Source organism: Vicinamibacterales bacterium (assembly GCA_035699745.1).
Taxonomy (GTDB): domain Bacteria; phylum Acidobacteriota; class Vicinamibacteria; order Vicinamibacterales; family 2-12-FULL-66-21; genus JAICSD01.
In genome coordinates this window covers 1-17,153 of record DASSPH010000097.1, presented here as the reverse complement: position 1 = coordinate 17,153, position 17,153 = coordinate 1, and the positions used below count along the sequence as shown (strand labels likewise).

Annotated in this window: 11 protein-coding genes; 9 read left to right on the top strand and 2 right to left on the bottom strand. The window is 69.9% G+C overall.

Annotated features, from left to right (window positions below; all coding sequences use genetic code 11):
* Positions 1–28 precede the first annotated feature (28 nt).
* Together rimI and tsaB are read right to left on the bottom strand one after the other, a co-directional pair.
* Positions 29–496 (bottom strand): ribosomal protein S18-alanine N-acetyltransferase, encoded by a 468-nt coding sequence (gene rimI / locus VFK57_22190; GenBank protein HET7698441.1) that lies wholly within the window; start codon positions 494–496, stop codon positions 29–31.
* Positions 496–1,245, bottom strand: a complete 750-nt coding sequence (tsaB, locus tag VFK57_22185; GenBank protein ID HET7698440.1) for a tRNA (adenosine(37)-N6)-threonylcarbamoyltransferase complex dimerization subunit type 1 TsaB — start codon at positions 1,243–1,245, stop codon at positions 496–498. Before tsaB ends, rimI begins: the two co-directional genes overlap by 1 nt.
* A gap of 36 nt (positions 1,246–1,281) precedes the next feature.
* On the opposite strand from tsaB, the gene mutS reads away from it, so the two are divergent.
* The 9 genes from mutS to VFK57_22140 all read left to right on the top strand — a co-directional run bounded on the left by mutS (position 1,282) and on the right by VFK57_22140 (position 17,127).
* Entirely contained in the window at positions 1,282–3,924 is a 2,643-nt protein-coding gene (gene mutS / locus VFK57_22180; GenBank protein HET7698439.1) for a DNA mismatch repair protein MutS, read from the top strand.
* Positions 3,921–5,480 (top strand): ABC transporter substrate-binding protein, encoded by a 1,560-nt coding sequence (locus VFK57_22175; GenBank protein HET7698438.1) that lies wholly within the window; start codon positions 3,921–3,923, stop codon positions 5,478–5,480. The genes mutS and VFK57_22175 overlap by 4 nt, the downstream gene beginning before the upstream one ends.
* On the top strand, positions 5,455–8,301 hold the full coding sequence (locus tag VFK57_22170; GenBank protein HET7698437.1) for a hypothetical protein: 2,847 nt from the start codon (positions 5,455–5,457) through the stop codon (positions 8,299–8,301). Before VFK57_22175 ends, VFK57_22170 begins: the two co-directional genes overlap by 26 nt.
* Before the next feature lie 50 nt (positions 8,302–8,351).
* The gene (locus tag VFK57_22165; protein ID HET7698436.1) at positions 8,352–9,422 is read left to right on the top strand and encodes a deoxyhypusine synthase family protein; all 1,071 of its coding nucleotides are present in this window, start codon (positions 8,352–8,354) and stop codon (positions 9,420–9,422) included.
* A gap of 2 nt (positions 9,423–9,424) precedes the next feature.
* Positions 9,425–10,333, top strand: coding sequence for an agmatinase (gene speB / locus VFK57_22160; GenBank protein HET7698435.1), 909 nt, complete (start codon positions 9,425–9,427; stop codon positions 10,331–10,333).
* Positions 10,334–10,375: 42 nt separating this feature from the next.
* On the top strand, positions 10,376–13,279 hold the full coding sequence (locus tag VFK57_22155) for a sigma 54-interacting transcriptional regulator (protein HET7698434.1): 2,904 nt from the start codon (positions 10,376–10,378) through the stop codon (positions 13,277–13,279).
* A gap of 166 nt (positions 13,280–13,445) precedes the next feature.
* Positions 13,446–13,853, top strand: a complete 408-nt coding sequence (locus VFK57_22150; protein HET7698433.1) for a hypothetical protein — start codon at positions 13,446–13,448, stop codon at positions 13,851–13,853.
* A gap of 206 nt (positions 13,854–14,059) precedes the next feature.
* Complete coding sequence (locus VFK57_22145; protein ID HET7698432.1) at positions 14,060–15,610, top strand: TldD/PmbA family protein; 1,551 nt, start codon at positions 14,060–14,062, stop codon at positions 15,608–15,610.
* A 173-nt stretch (positions 15,611–15,783) separates the two neighbouring features.
* Complete coding sequence (locus tag VFK57_22140) at positions 15,784–17,127, top strand: TldD/PmbA family protein (protein ID HET7698431.1); 1,344 nt, start codon at positions 15,784–15,786, stop codon at positions 17,125–17,127.
* Positions 17,128–17,153: the final 26 nt, after the last annotated feature.

The following is a 17,153-nucleotide window of genomic DNA, read 5'->3' as shown; positions in this document are numbered from 1 at the left end:
GGGAAACTACCACAAGGCACAAGGGGCATCAAGGTGAAGCGTCAAGCCCTTCCCGCCACAGGATGAGGGCGTCTTCCGGCGGTTTGACGTAGTAGCCGGGCCGGGTGGCGGCCACCCGGAATCCCAGCCGCTCGTAGAGCGCCAGGGCCGCCGCGTTGGAAGCCCGAACCTCGAGCGTGGCCCTGGTGGCCCCGCTGGCGGCGGCCTCGGCCATCACGTGCCGGAGGAGCGCCGTCGCTCGCCCCTGCCGGCGGACGGCTGGCGCCACGGCGAGTGTATTTATGTGCAACTCGTCGAAAATGACCCAGCAGACGCAGAACGCCACGACGGCGCCATCGGCCTCGCGGAGCACGTAGGCGCGCGTGACGTCGGAGTTCTCGAGCTCCCACACCAGCGTCTCGCGCGGCCACGGATTGGTGAACGACTCGGCTTCGAGCGCGGCGACCGCGTCGAGATCGCTGCCGCGGGCCCCGGCGCGCAGCCGTTCGACCTGCATCAGCGACGCGGAACCGGCGGAACGGCGGAGCCGGACCGCGCGCGATCGCGCGCGAGCTCCGCGTCGGAGCGGCGGACGTAGAGGGGCACGAGCGCGTGCGGCGCGACCGCGCGCGCGGGATCGGCCGCGGCGATCAGGCCGGCAGCGCCGGCCAGCGGGGGCACCGCACCGGGAATCACCGCGCGTTCGCCCAGGCCGGCGCGGATGACGTCGGCGTAGCGGACGGCGCCGTCGCCGGCGAAGTGCACGCGCGCGCCGGTCTCGATCCTGCCGATCCAGTTCTCGATCGTCGCTTCCGGCGACAGCGAAGTCGGCGGCTCGAGGACCGTACGTCCGTCGGAGGCGTACAACGCCGCGAACACCTCCCGCCGATGCGCATCGATCCAGACCGCGCGGCAGGACTCGCCGGCTTCGAGGCCGGAAACTCCGGAGCCTCCGGCGGCCGGGAAGACCAGCGCCTCGAACGCGCTCACCGGCGCGACGCGCCTGCCGCGCGCCAGCGCGAGCCCCTGGATGGTGGCGATGCCGACGCGCAAGCCGGTGAACGATCCCGGGCCGGTCACGACCGCGAACGCGTCGACCTCCGCGAGCGCGACGTGCGCCTCGTTCAGGATCGCCATCAGCTCCAGCGGCAACCGCTGCCCGTGCGTCCGCGACGGATCGCCTTCGCGCTCGATCGCGAGCGCGCCGTCGCGCACGATCGCCGCGCTGCCGGCGGCCGACGACGTGTCGAGCGCGAGAATCAGCATCGATCTGCAATGTTATACTCGCGCCAGTCCCCGCCGATGTCCTCCCCTCCCGTGTCGGTCGAGCCGGCCGGCGCCACGCCGGCGATGCGTCAGTACTTCGAGGCGAAGCGCCAGTACCGCGACGCGATCGTCTTCTTCCGGATGGGAGATTTCTACGAGATGTTCTACGAGGACGCGCTGACCGCGGCGCGCGCCCTCGAGCTGACGCTGACCTCGCGATCGAAGGACGCGGCGGGCGGCGCGATTCCGATGTGCGGGGTGCCGCACCACGCCGCCGACGGGTACATCGCGCGCCTGGTGAAGAAGGGATTCCGTGTCGCCGTCGTCGAGCAGGTCGAGGACCCGAAGAAGGCCAAGGGGCTGGTGCGCCGGGAAGTCGTGCGGGTGGTCTCGCCCGGGACGCTGACCGACGCGGGCTATCTCGACGCGCGGGAGCCGGCGTTCATGCTGTCGCTGGCGCCGGCGAGCGGCGCGCCGGGCTTCGGCGTGGCGCTGCTCGACCTCTCGACCGGCGAGTTCACGACGGCCGAGTACGCCGGCGAGACGGCGATGGCGTCGCTGGCAGACGAGCTCGCGGTGCTGAGGCCGCGCGAGCTGCTCGCGCCGGCAGGCTTCGCCGGCGCCGCGCCGCTGGTGGCGGCGGCGCGCATCGACGCGCGGATCACGCAGGCGGAGCCGTGGACGTTCGAGTACGAGGCCGCCCGCCGGACGCTGCTGGAGCAATTGCAGACGCAGTCGCTGCTCGGCTTCGGCGTCGAGGGACGCACCGCCGCCGTTGCCGCGGCCGGCGCGCTCGTGCACTACCTGCGCGACACCCAGAAGGCCGATCTCGCGCACGTTCGCGGGCTCTCGTTCCGCACCGGCGCCGACTGCCTGATCGTCGACCCGACCACGCTGCGCAACCTCGAAGTGATCGAGGCCGCCGACGGCGGCCGCGCCGGATCGCTGCTGCACGAGATCGATCGAACCATCACGCCGATGGGCGGGCGGCAGCTGCGCGCCTGGCTGCTGCGTCCGCTGGTCGCCATCGAGCGGATCCAGGATCGCCTCGACGCGGTCGAGGACTTCGCCTTCCGCGGCACGGCGCGCGCCAAGCTGCGCGAGACGCTGAAGTCGATTCACGACATCGAACGGCTGGTGGCGCGCGCTGCGCTCGGGACCGCGGGGCCGCGCGACCTGGTGGCGCTGCGGCAGTCGATCGCGGCCGTGCCGCGCGTCCGCCTGCTGCTCGACGAGTTCCAGTCTCCCCTCGTGCGCAGCCTGGCGGCGGAGCTCGACGACGTCGCGGACGTCCGCGACGCGCTGGCGGCCTCGCTCGTCGAGGCGCCGCCGGCCGCGGCGCGCGACGGCGGCGCCATCCGCGACGGCGTCGACGGCGAGCTCGACGAGCTGCGCGGCATCAGCCGGAGCGGCAAGCAGCGGATTGCCGCGATGGAGGAGGCCGAACGGGCGCGCACCGGCATCGCCTCGCTGAAGATTCGCTACAACCGCGTGTTCGGGTACTACATCGAGGTCTCCAAGTCGAACCTCGGCGGCGTGCCCGCGGACTACCATCGCAAGCAGACCATCGCCGGCGGCGAGCGCTTCATCACCCCGGCGCTCAAGGAGTACGAAGAGAAGGTCCTCGGCGCCGACGAACGCATCCTCGAGCGCGAGGTGGAGATCTTCGACGCGCTGCGCGGGCGGGTCGCGGCGGCGGCGCCGCGAATCCAGGACACCGCGCGCGGCCTGGCGGCGCTCGACGTCCTGGCCGGGCTCGCCGAGACCGCGGCGGTGCACAACTACACCAAGCCGCTGATGCACGCCGGCGACGAGCTGACCGCCGCCGACGCGCGGCACCCGGTCGTGGAACGGCACGTCGCGGACGCCTTCGTGCCCAACGACGTCGCGCTCGACGCCGCGGCGCAGCAGCTGATCATCCTGACCGGCCCCAACATGGGGGGCAAGAGCACCTACCTGCGGCAGTGCGCGCTGCTCAGCCTGATGGCGCAGGCGGGATCGTTCGTGCCGGCGCGCAGCGCCAAGCTGCCGATCGTCGATCGCATCTTCGCCCGCGTCGGCGCGTCGGACAACATCGCCCGCGGCCAGTCCACGTTCATGGTGGAGATGCAGGAGACCGCCAACATCCTGCACTGCGCGACCTCGCGCAGCCTGGTGATCCTCGACGAGATCGGCCGCGGCACGGCCACGTTCGACGGCCTGAGCCTCGCCTGGGCGGTCGCGGAATATCTCGCCTCGAACCCGCGGTCGCGGCCGAAGACGATCTTCGCCACGCACTACCACGAGCTGACCGATCTGGCGGACGCCCTCCCCTCCGTGGCCAACTTCCACGTCGTGGTGCGCGAGTGGAAGGACGATCTGGTGCTGCTGCGGAAGGTGGTGCCGGGGCGGGCGGACCGCAGCTACGGCATCCAGGTGGCGCGGCTCGCCGGACTGCCGCCGGCGGTGGTCTCGCGCGCCCGGGAGATCCTCACCGGCCTCGAGCGCGACGAACTGTCGCGCGGCGGCCGGCCCTCGTTGAGCGGCGCCGCGCCGCAGCAGCAGCTGGGCCTGTTCGCCGCCCCCGCCCCGGAGGACGATCCGCTGCGGCTCAAGCTGCGCGGCCTCGACCTCGACAACCTCACGCCCATGCAGGCCCTCACGCTTCTCGCGCAGCTCAAGGAGGAAGCGGGATCGTGACCGTCACTTCCGCCCGGCGTTCGGCGCGCGGGCGTCGGGTGCTGGCCGTCGTCGCGCTGGGCGCCGTCGCGCTGTCCGCGGGCGCGTGCGGCACCGCGCGCGACGATCCAGGCTACGTCGTCGTCGGCATGACGAACTCCGCGGTGAATCTCGATTCGCGCGTCGGGATCGACGAGGCGTCGCAGAAGGCGCATCAGCTCCTCTACAACTCGCTGGTGCGCATCGACGCCAGCCTGCGCGTGGTGCCCGAGCTGGCCGAATCGCTCGAGCGCCCCGATCCGCTGACCTACGTGGCGCGGATCCGCCGCGGCGTGACGTTCCACGACGGCCGCGAGCTGACCGCCGAAGACGTCGCGTACACGTTCCGCAGCCTGATCGATCCGAAGTTCATCGGGCGCACCAATGCCTACCGGAACGTCGCGGCGGTCGACATCCTCGACCCATACACCGTCGCATTCCGGCTGAAGGCGCCGTTTGGATCGTTTCCGATCAATCTCGTGATGGGCATCGTCCAGGCGGGATCCGGCAGCGCGAACGCGCGGTCGCCCGTCGGCACCGGGCCCTACAAGCTGGTTTCGTTCCGGCCGGACGATCGCATCGTGCTGGCGCGGTTCGACGAGTACTTCGACGGGCCGGCGAAGAATCCCGGGCTCGTGCTGAAGGTGGTGCCCGACGACACGATGCGCGGCCTCGAGCTGCGCAAGGGGACGGTGGACCTGGTCGTCAACGACGTCTCCCCCGACATCGTCTGGCAGATGCAGCGCGAAGGGAAGCTGCGCATCGAGACGGCTGCCGGCACCGACTACGCCTACGTCGCCCTGAACCTGAGAGATCCGATCCTGCAGCATGTCGACGTACGGCGCGCGCTCGGGTTCGCGATCGATCGCCAGGCCATCGTCAAGTACCTGCGCCGCGGATTCGCCGCTCCGGCGGTCGGCGTCCTGCCGCCGATGTCGTGGGCGTTCCGCCGCGACGTGTTCGAGTTCCGCCACGATCCTGCAGAAGCCGCCCGCCTCCTCGATGCGGCCGGGTATCCGGATCCGGACGGCGACGGGCCGCGGCCGCGGCTGACGCTCACCCTCAAGACATCGACCGCCGAGGTCTACCGGATTCAGGCGGCGGCGATCCAGCAGGATCTGGCGCGCGTCGGCGTGGCGCTGCAGATCCGATCGCAGGAGTTCGCCACGCTCCAGCGCGACATGGTGGCGGGCAACTTCCAGATGTACACGGCGCAGTTCGTGGGGGTCACCGACCCCGACATGCTGCGTCTGCTCTACCACTCCAGCCAGGTGCCGCGCGCCGGCATCAACCGCGTGCACTATCGCAATCCCGAGGTCGACGGCCTGATCGAACGCGCGTCCTCCGCGCTGGACGACGGCGAGCGGCGCGCGCTGTACGGAGACATCCAGCAGGCGGTCGCCCGGGACGTTCCCTACATTCCGCTCTGGTACAAGACCAACGTGGCGGTGTTTCAGCCCGATCTCCAGGGCGTGCGCCTCTCGCCAATCGCGGACTTCACGTTCCTCAAAGATGTGTATCGGGCGCGCCGCCGGTAGCGTCCGGGCCGCCCTGATCGCCGCCGCGCTGGCGATCGCGGCGATGGCGCCGCTTTCAGTGCACGCGTCGGAGCGCTACGATCCGCGGCTCCGCTTCCGCACCATCCGCACGCCGCATTTCGACATTCACGCGCATCGAGGGGAGGAGGCGCTCGCCCGCCGCCTGGCCGCGATCGCCGAGCGCGTCTTCGAGCAGTCGCGCACGACGCTGGGGGTGCCGCGCGGACGCGTCCAGGTGATCCTGGTGGACCAGAACGACGTGTCCAACGGGTGGGCCACGCCGTTCCCCTACGACACGATCGAGATCGCCGCCGCGGCGCCGCCGGTGTCGTCGCTCATCGGCAACACCACCGACTGGCTCGAGCTCGTCTTCATCCACGAGTACACGCACATCCTGCACCTGGATCGCACGCGCGGCTTCATGCAGGGGGTGCGCCGCACGTTCGGCAGGGTGCCGGCGGCGTTTCCCAACGGATTCCTGCCGGTGTGGCAGATCGAAGGTCTCGCCACGTTCCAGGAGAGCCGGACGACCGGCCAGGGGCGCGTCCCGGCGGGTGACTTCAGGGCCATCGTGGACGTGGCGGCGAGCCAGGGACGGTTCGAGCCGATCGATCGCGTGAGCGGCGGCCTCACTGACTGGCCCGGCGGGCATGCCCCGTATGCCTACGGCGCGTACTTCCATCAGTTCCTCGCGGACCGCTACGGCGCCGAGCGGCTCGCGCAGCTCGCGGACGCGACCTCGGGGCGCCTGCCGTTCTTCGGCGCCGGCGCGTTCAAGACGGTGTTCGGACGATCCTCGAGCGATCTCTGGAAGGAGTTCCGCGGGTCACGAACGTCCCCGGCACCGAGCCGGACCGACGCGCGCGCGCGGCGGCTCACGCATCACGGATTCACCGTCACGGCGCCGCGCGCCGCCCCGGACGGAACGATCTTCTACGCCGTGGCCAATCCGCACGGGTTCCCCGCTCTGATGCGCCTGCGCCCCGGCGGGGAGCCGTCGCGCGTCGCGTGGCGGGCGCTCGGCGGGCGGACGTCGATCGGCCGCGAGTGGATCGTGTTCGATCAGGTCGAAAGAGTGCGGTCCGTCGCGATCTACTCCGACCTCTATGCGGTCCGCACGACCGGCGGCGGCGTCGAGCGGCTGACGCGCGGACTGCGCCTCGCGGATCCGGATCTCTCGCCGGACGGCGGACGGATCGTGGCGACGTCGCAGGCCACCGGGCGCCGCGCACTCGTGCTGCTGCCCTTCACGCCCGGCGCGTCCGCCTCGCCGCGCACGCTCGTCGACGATCCCGAGGCCGACTACGAAGCGCCGCGGTGGTCCCCTGACGGCCGGACCATCGCCGCCGCGCGCCGATACAAGGGCGCATTCGACCTGGTGCTCGTCGATCCCCAGTCGGGCGGCGTGCACGTGCTGTACAGCCGTGATGACGCGCGCATCGCGACGCCTTCCTGGGCGCCGGATGGGCAGGCGGTGCTGTTCGCGTCCGCCGACGGCACTGCACCGTTTCAAATCTGTTGGGCCGACCGGAAAGGCTTCATCACACGCCTGACCGATACCGTCGGCGGCGCGCACTCTCCCGAGCTGGCAGCCGATGGAACGCTGATCTACGTCGGCTACACCAAGGACGGGAGCGACCTGTTCTCGGTCGCGTATGATCCGCGCGCCATCACTCGCGGGCAACCGGAACCCTGGGTCGGGTCTGGGCGTCGGACCTCGGATCCCGCCCCGCAGTCCGCCGGGACCGCCACCCTGGAAGGGGGGGCCGCCGACAGCTTCAAATACGACCCGCTGCGGACCCTGGCTCCCACCTACTGGACGCCGGTCATCGAGACGGATGCCGGCGAGACCGTGATCGGCGCGGGGACGGCGATGACGGACGCGCTGGGGCGCCATGCGTATGCCGCGAGCGCCGGCTGGAGCACGCGCGCGCGGCCCGACTGGAGCGTGTCATACGCCTACGACCGCTGGCGTCCGACGATCTTTGCCAGCTACTCCGACGACACCGATCCGGTCCGGCTCGGCGCGGTACGTTCGCGCGAGCTGTTCGCCGGCGCGCTGCTCGCCTTCCGGCGGCTTCGCGCCTCCGACACGTTCGCCGCCGGATTCGACGCGCAGACGGACACGCTCACCTGCGACGAGCCGTGCGCGGCAATCGATCCCCGGCGCGATCTCCGATCGCTGCGCGGCGGCTGGCTCCACGACCGGCGCCGGCAGTTCGGCTACTCCATCGGCGCGGAGGAGGGGTTCGCGCTCCAGGTCGCCGGCGAAACCAGCCGCGAGGCGCTCGGCTCCGATGGCAACGCGTCGGCAGCCATCGTCGACCTTCGCGGGTTCCAGCGCGTGTTCACACGCCACACCGTGCTGGCCGCCCGCATCGCCGCGGCTGCGTCGTTCGGCGACAATCGCGCGCGGCGCCTGTTCTCAGCCGCGGGCGCCGGACCGTCGTACCCGGTGTTCGACTTCGGCCGCGACGCGATCGGTCTGCTGCGCGGGGTTGCGCCCGACGATCTGGTCGGCACACGCGCTGCGGTGCTGAATCTCGATCTCCGCGTGCCGCTCGCGCGGCCGCAGCGCGGCGCCGGCACCTGGCCGATCTTTCTCCACACCGTCCACGCGGCCGCGTTCGTCGACGCCGGTCACGCGTGGGACCGCCGATTCCGCGCCGCCGACATCCGCACGTCCACCGGCGCCGAGATCTCCGCGGACGTCGTCGTTCTGCATTACGTGCCGCTGACGCTCACCGGCGGCGCCGCATGGACGCACGGCGCCGGGCGCGATCGCCTCGCCGGCTTCGCGCGGATCGGCTACGCGTTTTAACCGAGCTCCCAGCTGAAAGCTGAAAGCTGCTGTGTCAGAATGTCTGCGGCATGAAAACGAAATCGCGTTTTCTTCGCACGCCCGTCGAGCCGTTCACGGTGCAGGCGGACGCGGCAGCCGGCGATCTGCTGGCGCGGATGGAAAAGATTTCGTTCCAGGGGCGCAACCTGGCGACGGCGCGGCGCATCTGGGAGAAGATGCTCGGCGCCGACTGCACGATCTTCCTCGGCATGGCCGGCGCGCTCAGCGCCGGCGGGCTGCGGATGATCGTCGCCCACCTCATCGCCAACCGCTACGTCGACTGTCTGGTGTCGACCGGCGCGAACCTCTACCACGATCTGCACGAAACGCGCGGCCGGCACCACTTCATCGGGTCGCCGCACGAAGACGACGCCAAGCTGCAAGGCGAGCACATCGATCGCGTGTACGACACCTACGCGAGTGAAGACGAGTTCTGCGACAACGACGAGTGGATCGCGGCGTTCGCGCTCACGCTCGAGCGCAGGCCGTATACCTCGCGCGAGTTCCTGTACCGGCTCGGCGAGTACCTCTGGCAGCAGACCGGGCAGGACGGCATCCTCACCGCCGCGTACCGGGCCAACGTGCCGGTCTTCTGCCCGGCGATTGCCGATTCGTCCATCGGGATGGGCCTCTCGCAGGCCCGCAACCGCGACGCCACCGCCGGGCTCATCGACGTCATCGGCGACATCGTCGAGTCGGCGAACATCGTGATCCGCCACCCGCGCACGGCGTCGATCGTGCTGGGCGGCGGCACGCCGAAGAATTTCATCAACCAGGCGAGCGTGCAGGCGGAGTTCTTCGACGACCGCGTCGGCGGTCATCGCTACGCCCTGCAAATCGTGACCGACGTGCCGCACTTCGGCGGCGCCTCCGGCTCCAGCCTCGAGGAGGCGCGCAGCTGGGGCAAGCTGGCGACCGACGCCGAGCAGGTCACGGTCCACGCCGACGCGACCATCGCCCTGCCGCTGCTGGTCAGCGCGCTGGCGGGGAGCGCGCGCGAGACGCTCGCCGCCCGGAAGCCGATCGCCTTCGAGCTCTCGGGTCCGACGATGGCCGTCAACGGCCGCCCTTTTCCCGCCGCGCGCTTCGAGGCCCGCTAGTCATGGATGTCCCGTTCAAGTACGACCACACCGAAGCGCTGGTGTTCGGCGGCGCCCTGCCTCTCCGCCCCAGCTTCGACGAGGCCGCCGTCGTGATCCTGCCCTGTCCGGTCGATCGCACGACCTCATACGTCGGAGGCACGCGCAACGGTCCGCACGAGATCCTGCAGGCCTCTTCCCACATGGAGCTGTGGGACGACGAGCTGAAGGCGGACGTGCACGGCGTCGGCATCTACACGCTCCCCGAGATGGAGCTGCCGTTCGGCGAAATGGCGCCGCTCGTCGACGAGATCGAGCGCGTCGCCTACGAAATCATCGGGCGCGACAAGTTCCTGGTCACGATTGGCGGCGAGCACTCGATCACGCCGCCGCTCGTCTCCGCGGCGGCGCGGAAATACCCCGGCTTGTCCGTGCTGCAGATCGACGCCCACGCCGACATGCGCGACTCCTACATGGGCACGATCCACAACCACGCCTGCGCCATGCGGCGATCGCTCCAGTACGCGGAGGTGACGCAGGTCGGGATCCGCAGTCTCTCGACCGAGGAGGCCGAGGTCCTGCCGCAGCTGAAGAGCCGCGTGTTCTACGACGCCGACATGCGGCGCGGCCCGACGTGGATGGACGCGGTCGTCGAGGGCCTGTCGAACGACGTCTACGTGACCATCGACGTCGACGGAATGGATCCGGCAATCATGCCGGCGACCGGCACCCCCGAGCCCGGCGGCCTCTCCTGGCCGGAAATCACCCGCCTGCTGCGGCTCGTCTCGGAGAAGCGGCGCATCGTCTCCGCCGACGTGGTCGAGTTGAGCCCGATCCCCGGGATGATCGCCCCGAACTTCCTCTGCGCGAAGTTGATCTACAAGCTGCTGACCTACCGCTTTGCTGCCGACCCGCGCGCCCGGCGGCTGTAAACCCCCTATCCATCCGGCTGTATACCGGGTATACTCCCGGCGGTGCCGCTTCCAGAGTCCTTCGCCAAGGCGACTGACGCCCTGCAGCACGGCCACGGGGCCGAGGCGGCCAGCCTCCTCGTCCGCGCGCTGAAGACGCCCGGGCTCACGCGCGACGAGACGCTCCAGGTCCGCACCGCCCTCGCGGAAGCGTGGTTCCAGCAGGATGACATCCGGCAGGCGGCGGACGCACTCGGGCAGCCGCCCGAAGAGCGCGAGCGGCTGCATCCGGCACGCCTCTCCGAGCTGTGGCGGCTGCACGGGAAGCTGGCAATCGCCAAAGGGGAGCCCTCCCGCGGCATCGCGCTGCTCGGCCGCGCGCTGAAGCAGGCCGAGCGGGCGCACGACTCGCGCGCCATCGGGCTCACCCACTACGAACTGGGGCTCTGCTACCGCCACGTCGGCGACACCGCCATCGTCCGCGAGCACATCGCGCAGGCCGCGTCCGCGCTGCACGCCGCCGGCGACAGCCGCAATCTGGCGCTCGTGCATTCGCTGAGCGGCGTCACCCTCGCCCAGGAAGGGCGTCTCGACGAGGCGATGGCGGCGCTGCGCCAGGCAGAGCGGCTGGCGCTGATGGTCCGCGCCGGCGACGTCGTGGCCACGGTCTGCGGCAACCAGGCGAACGTGGCGATGATGCAGCACCGGCACGATCAGGCGCTGTCGCTCGCCGAGCGAAGCGTCGAGCTGCAGGAAGCGGCCGGCACGCCGCACGGGCTGGGCATCGCGCTCGCGTCGCTGGGCCAGATCAGCGTCCGGCTGGGCAACCTGCGCCGCGCCGAGCAGGCGCTCAATCGCGCGCTCGACGTCCGCAGCCCGCTTCAGTTCATGCGCGAGACCACCGGCGCGGTGTTCGATACGCTGGCGCAGATTCACCTGGTGCGCGGCAACCACGAGGAAGCCAGCCGCTGCCTGCAGCGCTCCCGTGAAGCCTACGGCGATTCGAACAAGTGGTACCAGTGGTCGGTGCAGGCGCTCGAGGCGCGGCTCGCCCTCCGTCGCGGCGATGCGCGCGCTGCCCTGGCGGCCGCCACGCAGATCTCGCGCTCTGACGACGCGCCGTCCGCGTACGTCGCGCAGGCGGAGCTGATCGCGATCGAGGCGCTCCTCGCGTCCGGCCGCCGCGACGAGGCCGAACAGCGGCTGAACGACGTCGCCGGCCAGTTCACCGCGGCCGGGATGAGCAGCGTCTGGGGAGAGTTCCTGCGGTTGCGCGGCCGGGTTCACGCGCAGGCCGGACGCGCGACCGAGGCGTATCACGACCTCGGTCAGAGCGTCAGCGTGTTCGACCTGCTCGGCGAGAAGTACCAGGCGGGACTGAGCCACCTCGAGCTGGGCAAGCTGGCGGGCTACGCCGGGGCGCGGTCGCGCGCGACGCGGTATCTCTCCGACGCGGTGGCGATCTTCGAGTCGCTGGACGCGCAGCCGGACCTCGCGGAGACGCGCGCGGCGATTGCCGCCATGCCCGCCGCCGGGACGGGGGCGTTCCTCGGCGTCAATGCGGACGGCGATGCCGCCCTCGTCCGCCGGATCGTGGACGCGGCGGTCACCCCCGCGCTCCTCGCCAAGGAGGGGGCGACGACGCTGCTCGAGGCGTGTGACGCGCAGGCGGCGATCATCTTCACGCAGCCGCAGAAGGGGGACGCGCACCTGGTGGCGGCGGCCGGCTGCGACACCGAAGCGGCGCGCGCCCTGGCGCGGGCGGCGCTGCGGGCGCTGACCGGCGGGCCGTCGCACCTCGTCGTCGTCGAGGGAATCGGCCGGGACCCGGCGGGGGCGCGGTATGCCGCGGTTTCGGCCGTCCGTCCGTTCTCGACGCCGATGATGCAGCGCTTCCACACCCTCTGCGCGGTGCTCCGTCAGGGATTCGAGCTGTGCTACGCCCGCGAGCGTCCGGCGGAACCGGCGCCCGGCACGGTGGAGCGCTCGCTGGAGCCGCTGCTGCCCGGGTTCGTGTGCTCGAGCGCCGCGATGCAGCGCGTCGCCGACCTGATCCAGCGCCTCCAGGGAAGCGACCTCACGGTGCTCATCACCGGCGAGAGCGGCACCGGCAAGGACCTCGTGGCACGCGCGATCCATGCGGGGTCGGCGCGCTCAGGCGCGATGTTCCTGCCCTACAACTGCACCAGCGCGACGCGCGAGCTGGCCGACAGCCAGTTGTTCGGCCACCGCCGCGGCAGCTTTACCGGCGCGATCTCGGACCAGCCGGGCGTCATCCGCAGCGCGTCGGGCGGGACGATCTTCCTGGACGAGATCGGCGACCTGCCGCTCGACGTCCAGCCCAAGTTCCTGCGATTCCTCGAGCAGGGGGAAATCCTCCCGGTCGGCGAGACCCGCCCGATCCGCGTCGACGTCCGCGTGGTCGCCGCGACCAATGCGGATCTCGAGCAGCGGGTCACCGAGGGACGGTTCCGCGAAGATCTCTTCTACCGGTTGAGCGTCATCCGCATTCACGTCCCGCCGCTGCGCGACCGGCGCGAGGAGATTCCCCACCTCAGCACGTTCTTCGCGCGCGAAGCGTGCGAGCGCCTCGGCAAAGCTGACGTGCGCCTGAGCCCGGAGACGCTCGACCTGTTCGACGCGTACAGCTGGCCGGGCAACGTCCGCCAGCTGCGGAACGAAGTGCAGCGCGCCGTCGCGATGGCCGCGTCCGGAGGGCTCATTACTCCCGATCTGCTCTCCCCTGTCTTCGCCGGGCCGGACGACACGCCCTCGGCGCCGCGGCGCGCGCGCAACGTGACCTTGTCGGCGGCGGTCGAGCGGCTGGAGCGCGAGCTGATCGAGGGGGTGCTGCAGCGCACCGCCGGGAATGTCTCGCAGTCGGCGCGCGCGCTGGGCCTCACGCGCCGCGGGCTCTATCTGAAGATGGAGCGGCTGGGGATCGAATACAAAGTATCCACGGTGTGAGCCACATGGTTACCTGGTATACGATTTTCACCGGCGCTGACGATCTGCGTAAATCGAAGTAACGTCTTTTAATCCAGCGACTTATCGTCGGCAATCACAGTTTGGTCGTCCTGCGGCCCGCGCCTTGTAATAAGGGATGGCGGATTCACCAACAACCGGAGGACTCATGGAGCAGCGTCTTCGCCTCGTTCAGGGCAGCCAGCCTCGCGCCGAGAAGCGCACCTCGGAACGCCGGCCTGTGGCCGTGCCGGGGCAGATCGTGTGGAAGGACGCCCGCGGCAACACCAGGCTCGCCTCGGTGGTGACGCGCGACGTGAGCGATCACGGCGTCTCCGTGCAGGCGCTGACCGGCGCCGCGATTCCGCTCTACCGGCTGGTGTACTTCCAGGTCGATCGCGAGGCGCGTCATCGCCCGGATCTGCCCGAAGCGCTGCGGAAACCGAACGTCCTGTCGGCCATCTTCCGCGTCAGCGACGACAGCCGCGCGACCGGCGCCCCCTCGTCCTACGCGTTGCGCCTGCTCGTCGAACCGGTCCGCGCCGCCGCCCCGCAGGTCGAGACCCGCACCGCCTGAGACGCGCTCGCCGCGATTCGCGCGGCGAGGCGCCGACCGTGCACGCCGCCCACTGCGGCTCAAACCTGCAGGCCTGCGGATACGAGGTATGCACTCGAGCCGCGGATGTGGAAGTCCTCCTGATCGGCTCTCCTGCCGTTCGTCCCAAATCCGGCGCGCCCGGCGCCGTCCGTTCTAGAATTGCTGCTCCATCCAGAGGAACTGCCATGATCGATAGACGCGAGTTCGTACAGTCGATGCTGGCGCTGGGCGCGGCAACCACGCTTCGTCCCGCCTCGGTGCTGTTCGCGGCCCCCAATCAGGAGCTGAAGGGGCTGGCCGACGTGGCGCTGACGACCGCGAAGCAGCTCGGCGCCTCTTACGCGGACATCCGCATCAACCGCTATCGCAACCAGTTCCTGTTCACCCGCGACCGCCGCGTCCAGAACATCGTCAACGCCGAGGATTTCGGCTTCGGCGTGCGGGTGCTGGTCGACGGCACCTGGGGCTTCGCCAGCAGCAGCGCCGTCACCAGGGACGACGTCGCCGCGATCGCCCGGCAGGCGGTCGGCATCGCGAAGGCGAACAAGGCCATCAACACCGATCCGGTGCGCCTGGCGCCCGTCGAGTCCTATCCCGATGCGGAGTGGAACACGCCGGTGAAGAAGGATCCCTTCGAGGTCCCGATTCAGCCGAAGATCGACCTGTTGCTGCAGATCAACGACGAAGCGCTGAAGGTCCCCGGCGCCACGTTCGTCTCCGCCTTCATGCTGTTCGTCAACGAGAAGAAGTTCTTCGCCTCCAGCGAGGGCTCGTACATCACCCAGTCGCTGATCCGCTCCTACCCCACGTTCTCGATCACCGCGGTCGATCGATCGACCAATCGCTTCTACCAGCGCAACGCGCTGGTGGCGCCGATGAGCATGGGCTACGAGTACATCGAGAGCCTGCCGCTGCTGCAGGAAGCGAAGCAGGCCGCCGAAGAAGCGGTCGCGATGCACAAGGCCAAGCCGGTCGTCCCCGGCCAGAAGACGCTGATCCTGCACCCCTCCAACCTGTGGCTCACGATCCACGAGTCGGTCGGCCATCCGACCGAGCTGGATCGCGCGCTCGGCTACGAGGCGAACTTCGCCGGCACCAGCTTCCTGACCACCGACAAGCTGGGCACGTTCCAGTTCGGCGCGCCGACGGTCAACATCGTCGGCGACAAGACGCAGGAGAAGGCGATGGCCACCTGCGGCTATGACGACGACGGGGTGAAGACGACCAGCTTCCCGATCATCAAGGACGGCACGTTCGTCGGCTACCAGACGACGCGCGACCAGGCGCATCTGATCGGACAGACGAAGTCGCACGGCTGCAGCTATGCCGACAACTGGTCGTCGGTCCCCTTCCAACGGATGCCCAACGTGTCGCTGCTGCCGAACGAGAAGGACGTCACCGAGCAGGACATCATCTCGGCGACCGAGGACGGCATCTTCGTGAAGGGAGACAGCAGCTACTCGATCGACCATCAGCGCTACAACTTCCAGTTCAGCGGCCAGACCTTCTGGGAGGTGAAGAACGGCCGGATCACCACCCAGCTGCGCGACGTCGCGTATCAATCGAACACGCCGGAGTTCTGGAAGTCGCTCGACATGCTCGGCGGCAAGTCGACGTATGCGCTGGGCGGCGCGTTCAGCGACGGCAAGGGGCAGCCGGTGCAGAGCAACTCGGTCAGCCACGGCTGCCCGGTCGCGCGGTTCGCGAAAGTGAATGTTTTGAACACCGCACGCTGATCAACGGAGGGTGGCGGAGGGAACGGATCTCAAAAACGGAGCAACGGAGGCAACGGAGGTGAACGGAGCAAGAATATGATTCCTGCTCTCCGTTCACCTCCGTTCCCTCCGTTCCTCCGTTTTGAGATCCGTTCCCTCTCCGCCCACCTCCGTTCGACAGCCGAAGGACGCTCATGATCTGGACACGCGAACAGGCCAAGGCGCTCACCGACAGGGCGCTCTCGTACAGCAAGGCGGAGGAAACGCAGGTCGTACTCACCGGCGGCGATCGCGCGAACGTGCGCTTCGCGCGCAACAGCGTGACCACGGCCGGGGCGTCGTCAGGCTACAGCCTGGCGATCGTCGCGAAGTTCGGCCAGAAGAGCGGCACCGTCACCGCGTCGGAGTTCAGCGATGCCAGCCTGCAGCGCGCCGCGCGCAACGCCGAGGAGATCGCCAGGCTGTCGCCCGACAACCCCGAGGCGATGCCGATGCTCGGCGCGCAGACGTACGCGGCGTTGAACCCGTACTTCGAAGACGCGGCGGGCGCGACGCCGGACTGGCGGGCGAATGCCGTCAAGGCGGCGATCGACGAGGCCAGGACGAAGAACGTCGTGGCGGCGGGCTTCGTCGAGACCTCGGCGCAGATCCAGGCGGTGGCCACCTCCAAGGGGCAGTTCGGCTACGGGCGGTTCACCGCCGCCGACTACAACCTCACCGCGCGGACGCCGGACGGCAGCGGCTCCGGCTGGGCGTCGAAGTCGTACAACGAGCTGCGGCTGCTGGATCCCGTGCGGCTGGCCGGCGCCGCCATCGACAAGGCCGCCCGCTCGCAGAATCCGACCGCGATCGAACCGGGCAAGTACACCGTCGTCCTCGAGCCGGCGGCGATGGCGGATCTGATCGTCAACCTGATCTTCGCCGCCGATGCCCGCCAGTCCGACGAGGGACGCAGCTTCTTCTCGAAGAAGGGCGGCGGCACGCGGCTCGGCGAACAGATCGTCGGTGAGAAGGTCCGGCTCTATTCGGATCCTGCGCACCCGCTGGCCCCGTCGCTGCCGTTCGACGGCCAGGGCCTCCCGGTGAAGAAGATCGACTGGATCGACAAGGGGGTGCTCAAGAACCTGTCGTACTCGCGCTTCTGGGCGCAGAAGCAGGGCAAGGAGCCGACGCCGAATCCCGGCAATCTGATCATGGACGGCGGCACCGCCACCATGGACGATCTGATCCGCGGCGTCGAGCGCGGCGTGCTGGTGACGCGCTTCTGGTACATCCGTTCGCTGGATCCGCAGACGCTGCTCGTGACCGGGCTGACCCGCGACGGGCTGTTCCTGATCGAAAAAGGCAAAGTGACCCGACCGGTCAAGAACATGCGCTGGAACGAAAGTCCGGTGTTCGCGCTGAACAATCTCGACGCGATGACGGCGCCCGAGCGTACCGTCAGCGGCGAAGGTGTCGGCGGCTCGGGCTTCGCGGTGGTGTGCCCCGCGGCGCGGATCCGCGAGTTCACGTTTACGTCGGGGTCTGACGCTGTGTAGTTGCCAGTTGCCGGTTGCCGGTTGCC

What these genes read in the sequence shown, in the direction of transcription:
- VFK57_22170 (HET7698437.1), top strand. Translation starts at nt 5,455, where the DNA reads ATGTGTATCGGGCGCGCCGCCGGTAGCGTCCGGGCCGCCCTGATCGCC.
- VFK57_22150 (HET7698433.1), top strand. Translation starts at nt 13,446, where the DNA reads ATGGAGCAGCGTCTTCGCCTCGTTCAGGGCAGCCAGCCTCGCGCCGAG.
- mutS (HET7698439.1), top strand. Translation starts at nt 1,282, where the DNA reads ATGTCCTCCCCTCCCGTGTCGGTCGAGCCGGCCGGCGCCACGCCGGCG.
- VFK57_22140 (HET7698431.1), top strand. Translation starts at nt 15,784, where the DNA reads ATGATCTGGACACGCGAACAGGCCAAGGCGCTCACCGACAGGGCGCTC.
- VFK57_22145 (HET7698432.1), top strand. Translation starts at nt 14,060, where the DNA reads ATGATCGATAGACGCGAGTTCGTACAGTCGATGCTGGCGCTGGGCGCG.
- rimI (HET7698441.1), bottom strand. Translation starts at nt 496, where the DNA reads ATGCAGGTCGAACGGCTGCGCGCCGGGGCCCGCGGCAGCGATCTCGAC.
- speB (HET7698435.1), top strand. Translation starts at nt 9,425, where the DNA reads ATGGATGTCCCGTTCAAGTACGACCACACCGAAGCGCTGGTGTTCGGC.
- VFK57_22165 (HET7698436.1), top strand. Translation starts at nt 8,352, where the DNA reads ATGAAAACGAAATCGCGTTTTCTTCGCACGCCCGTCGAGCCGTTCACG.
- tsaB (HET7698440.1), bottom strand. Translation starts at nt 1,245, where the DNA reads ATGCTGATTCTCGCGCTCGACACGTCGTCGGCCGCCGGCAGCGCGGCG.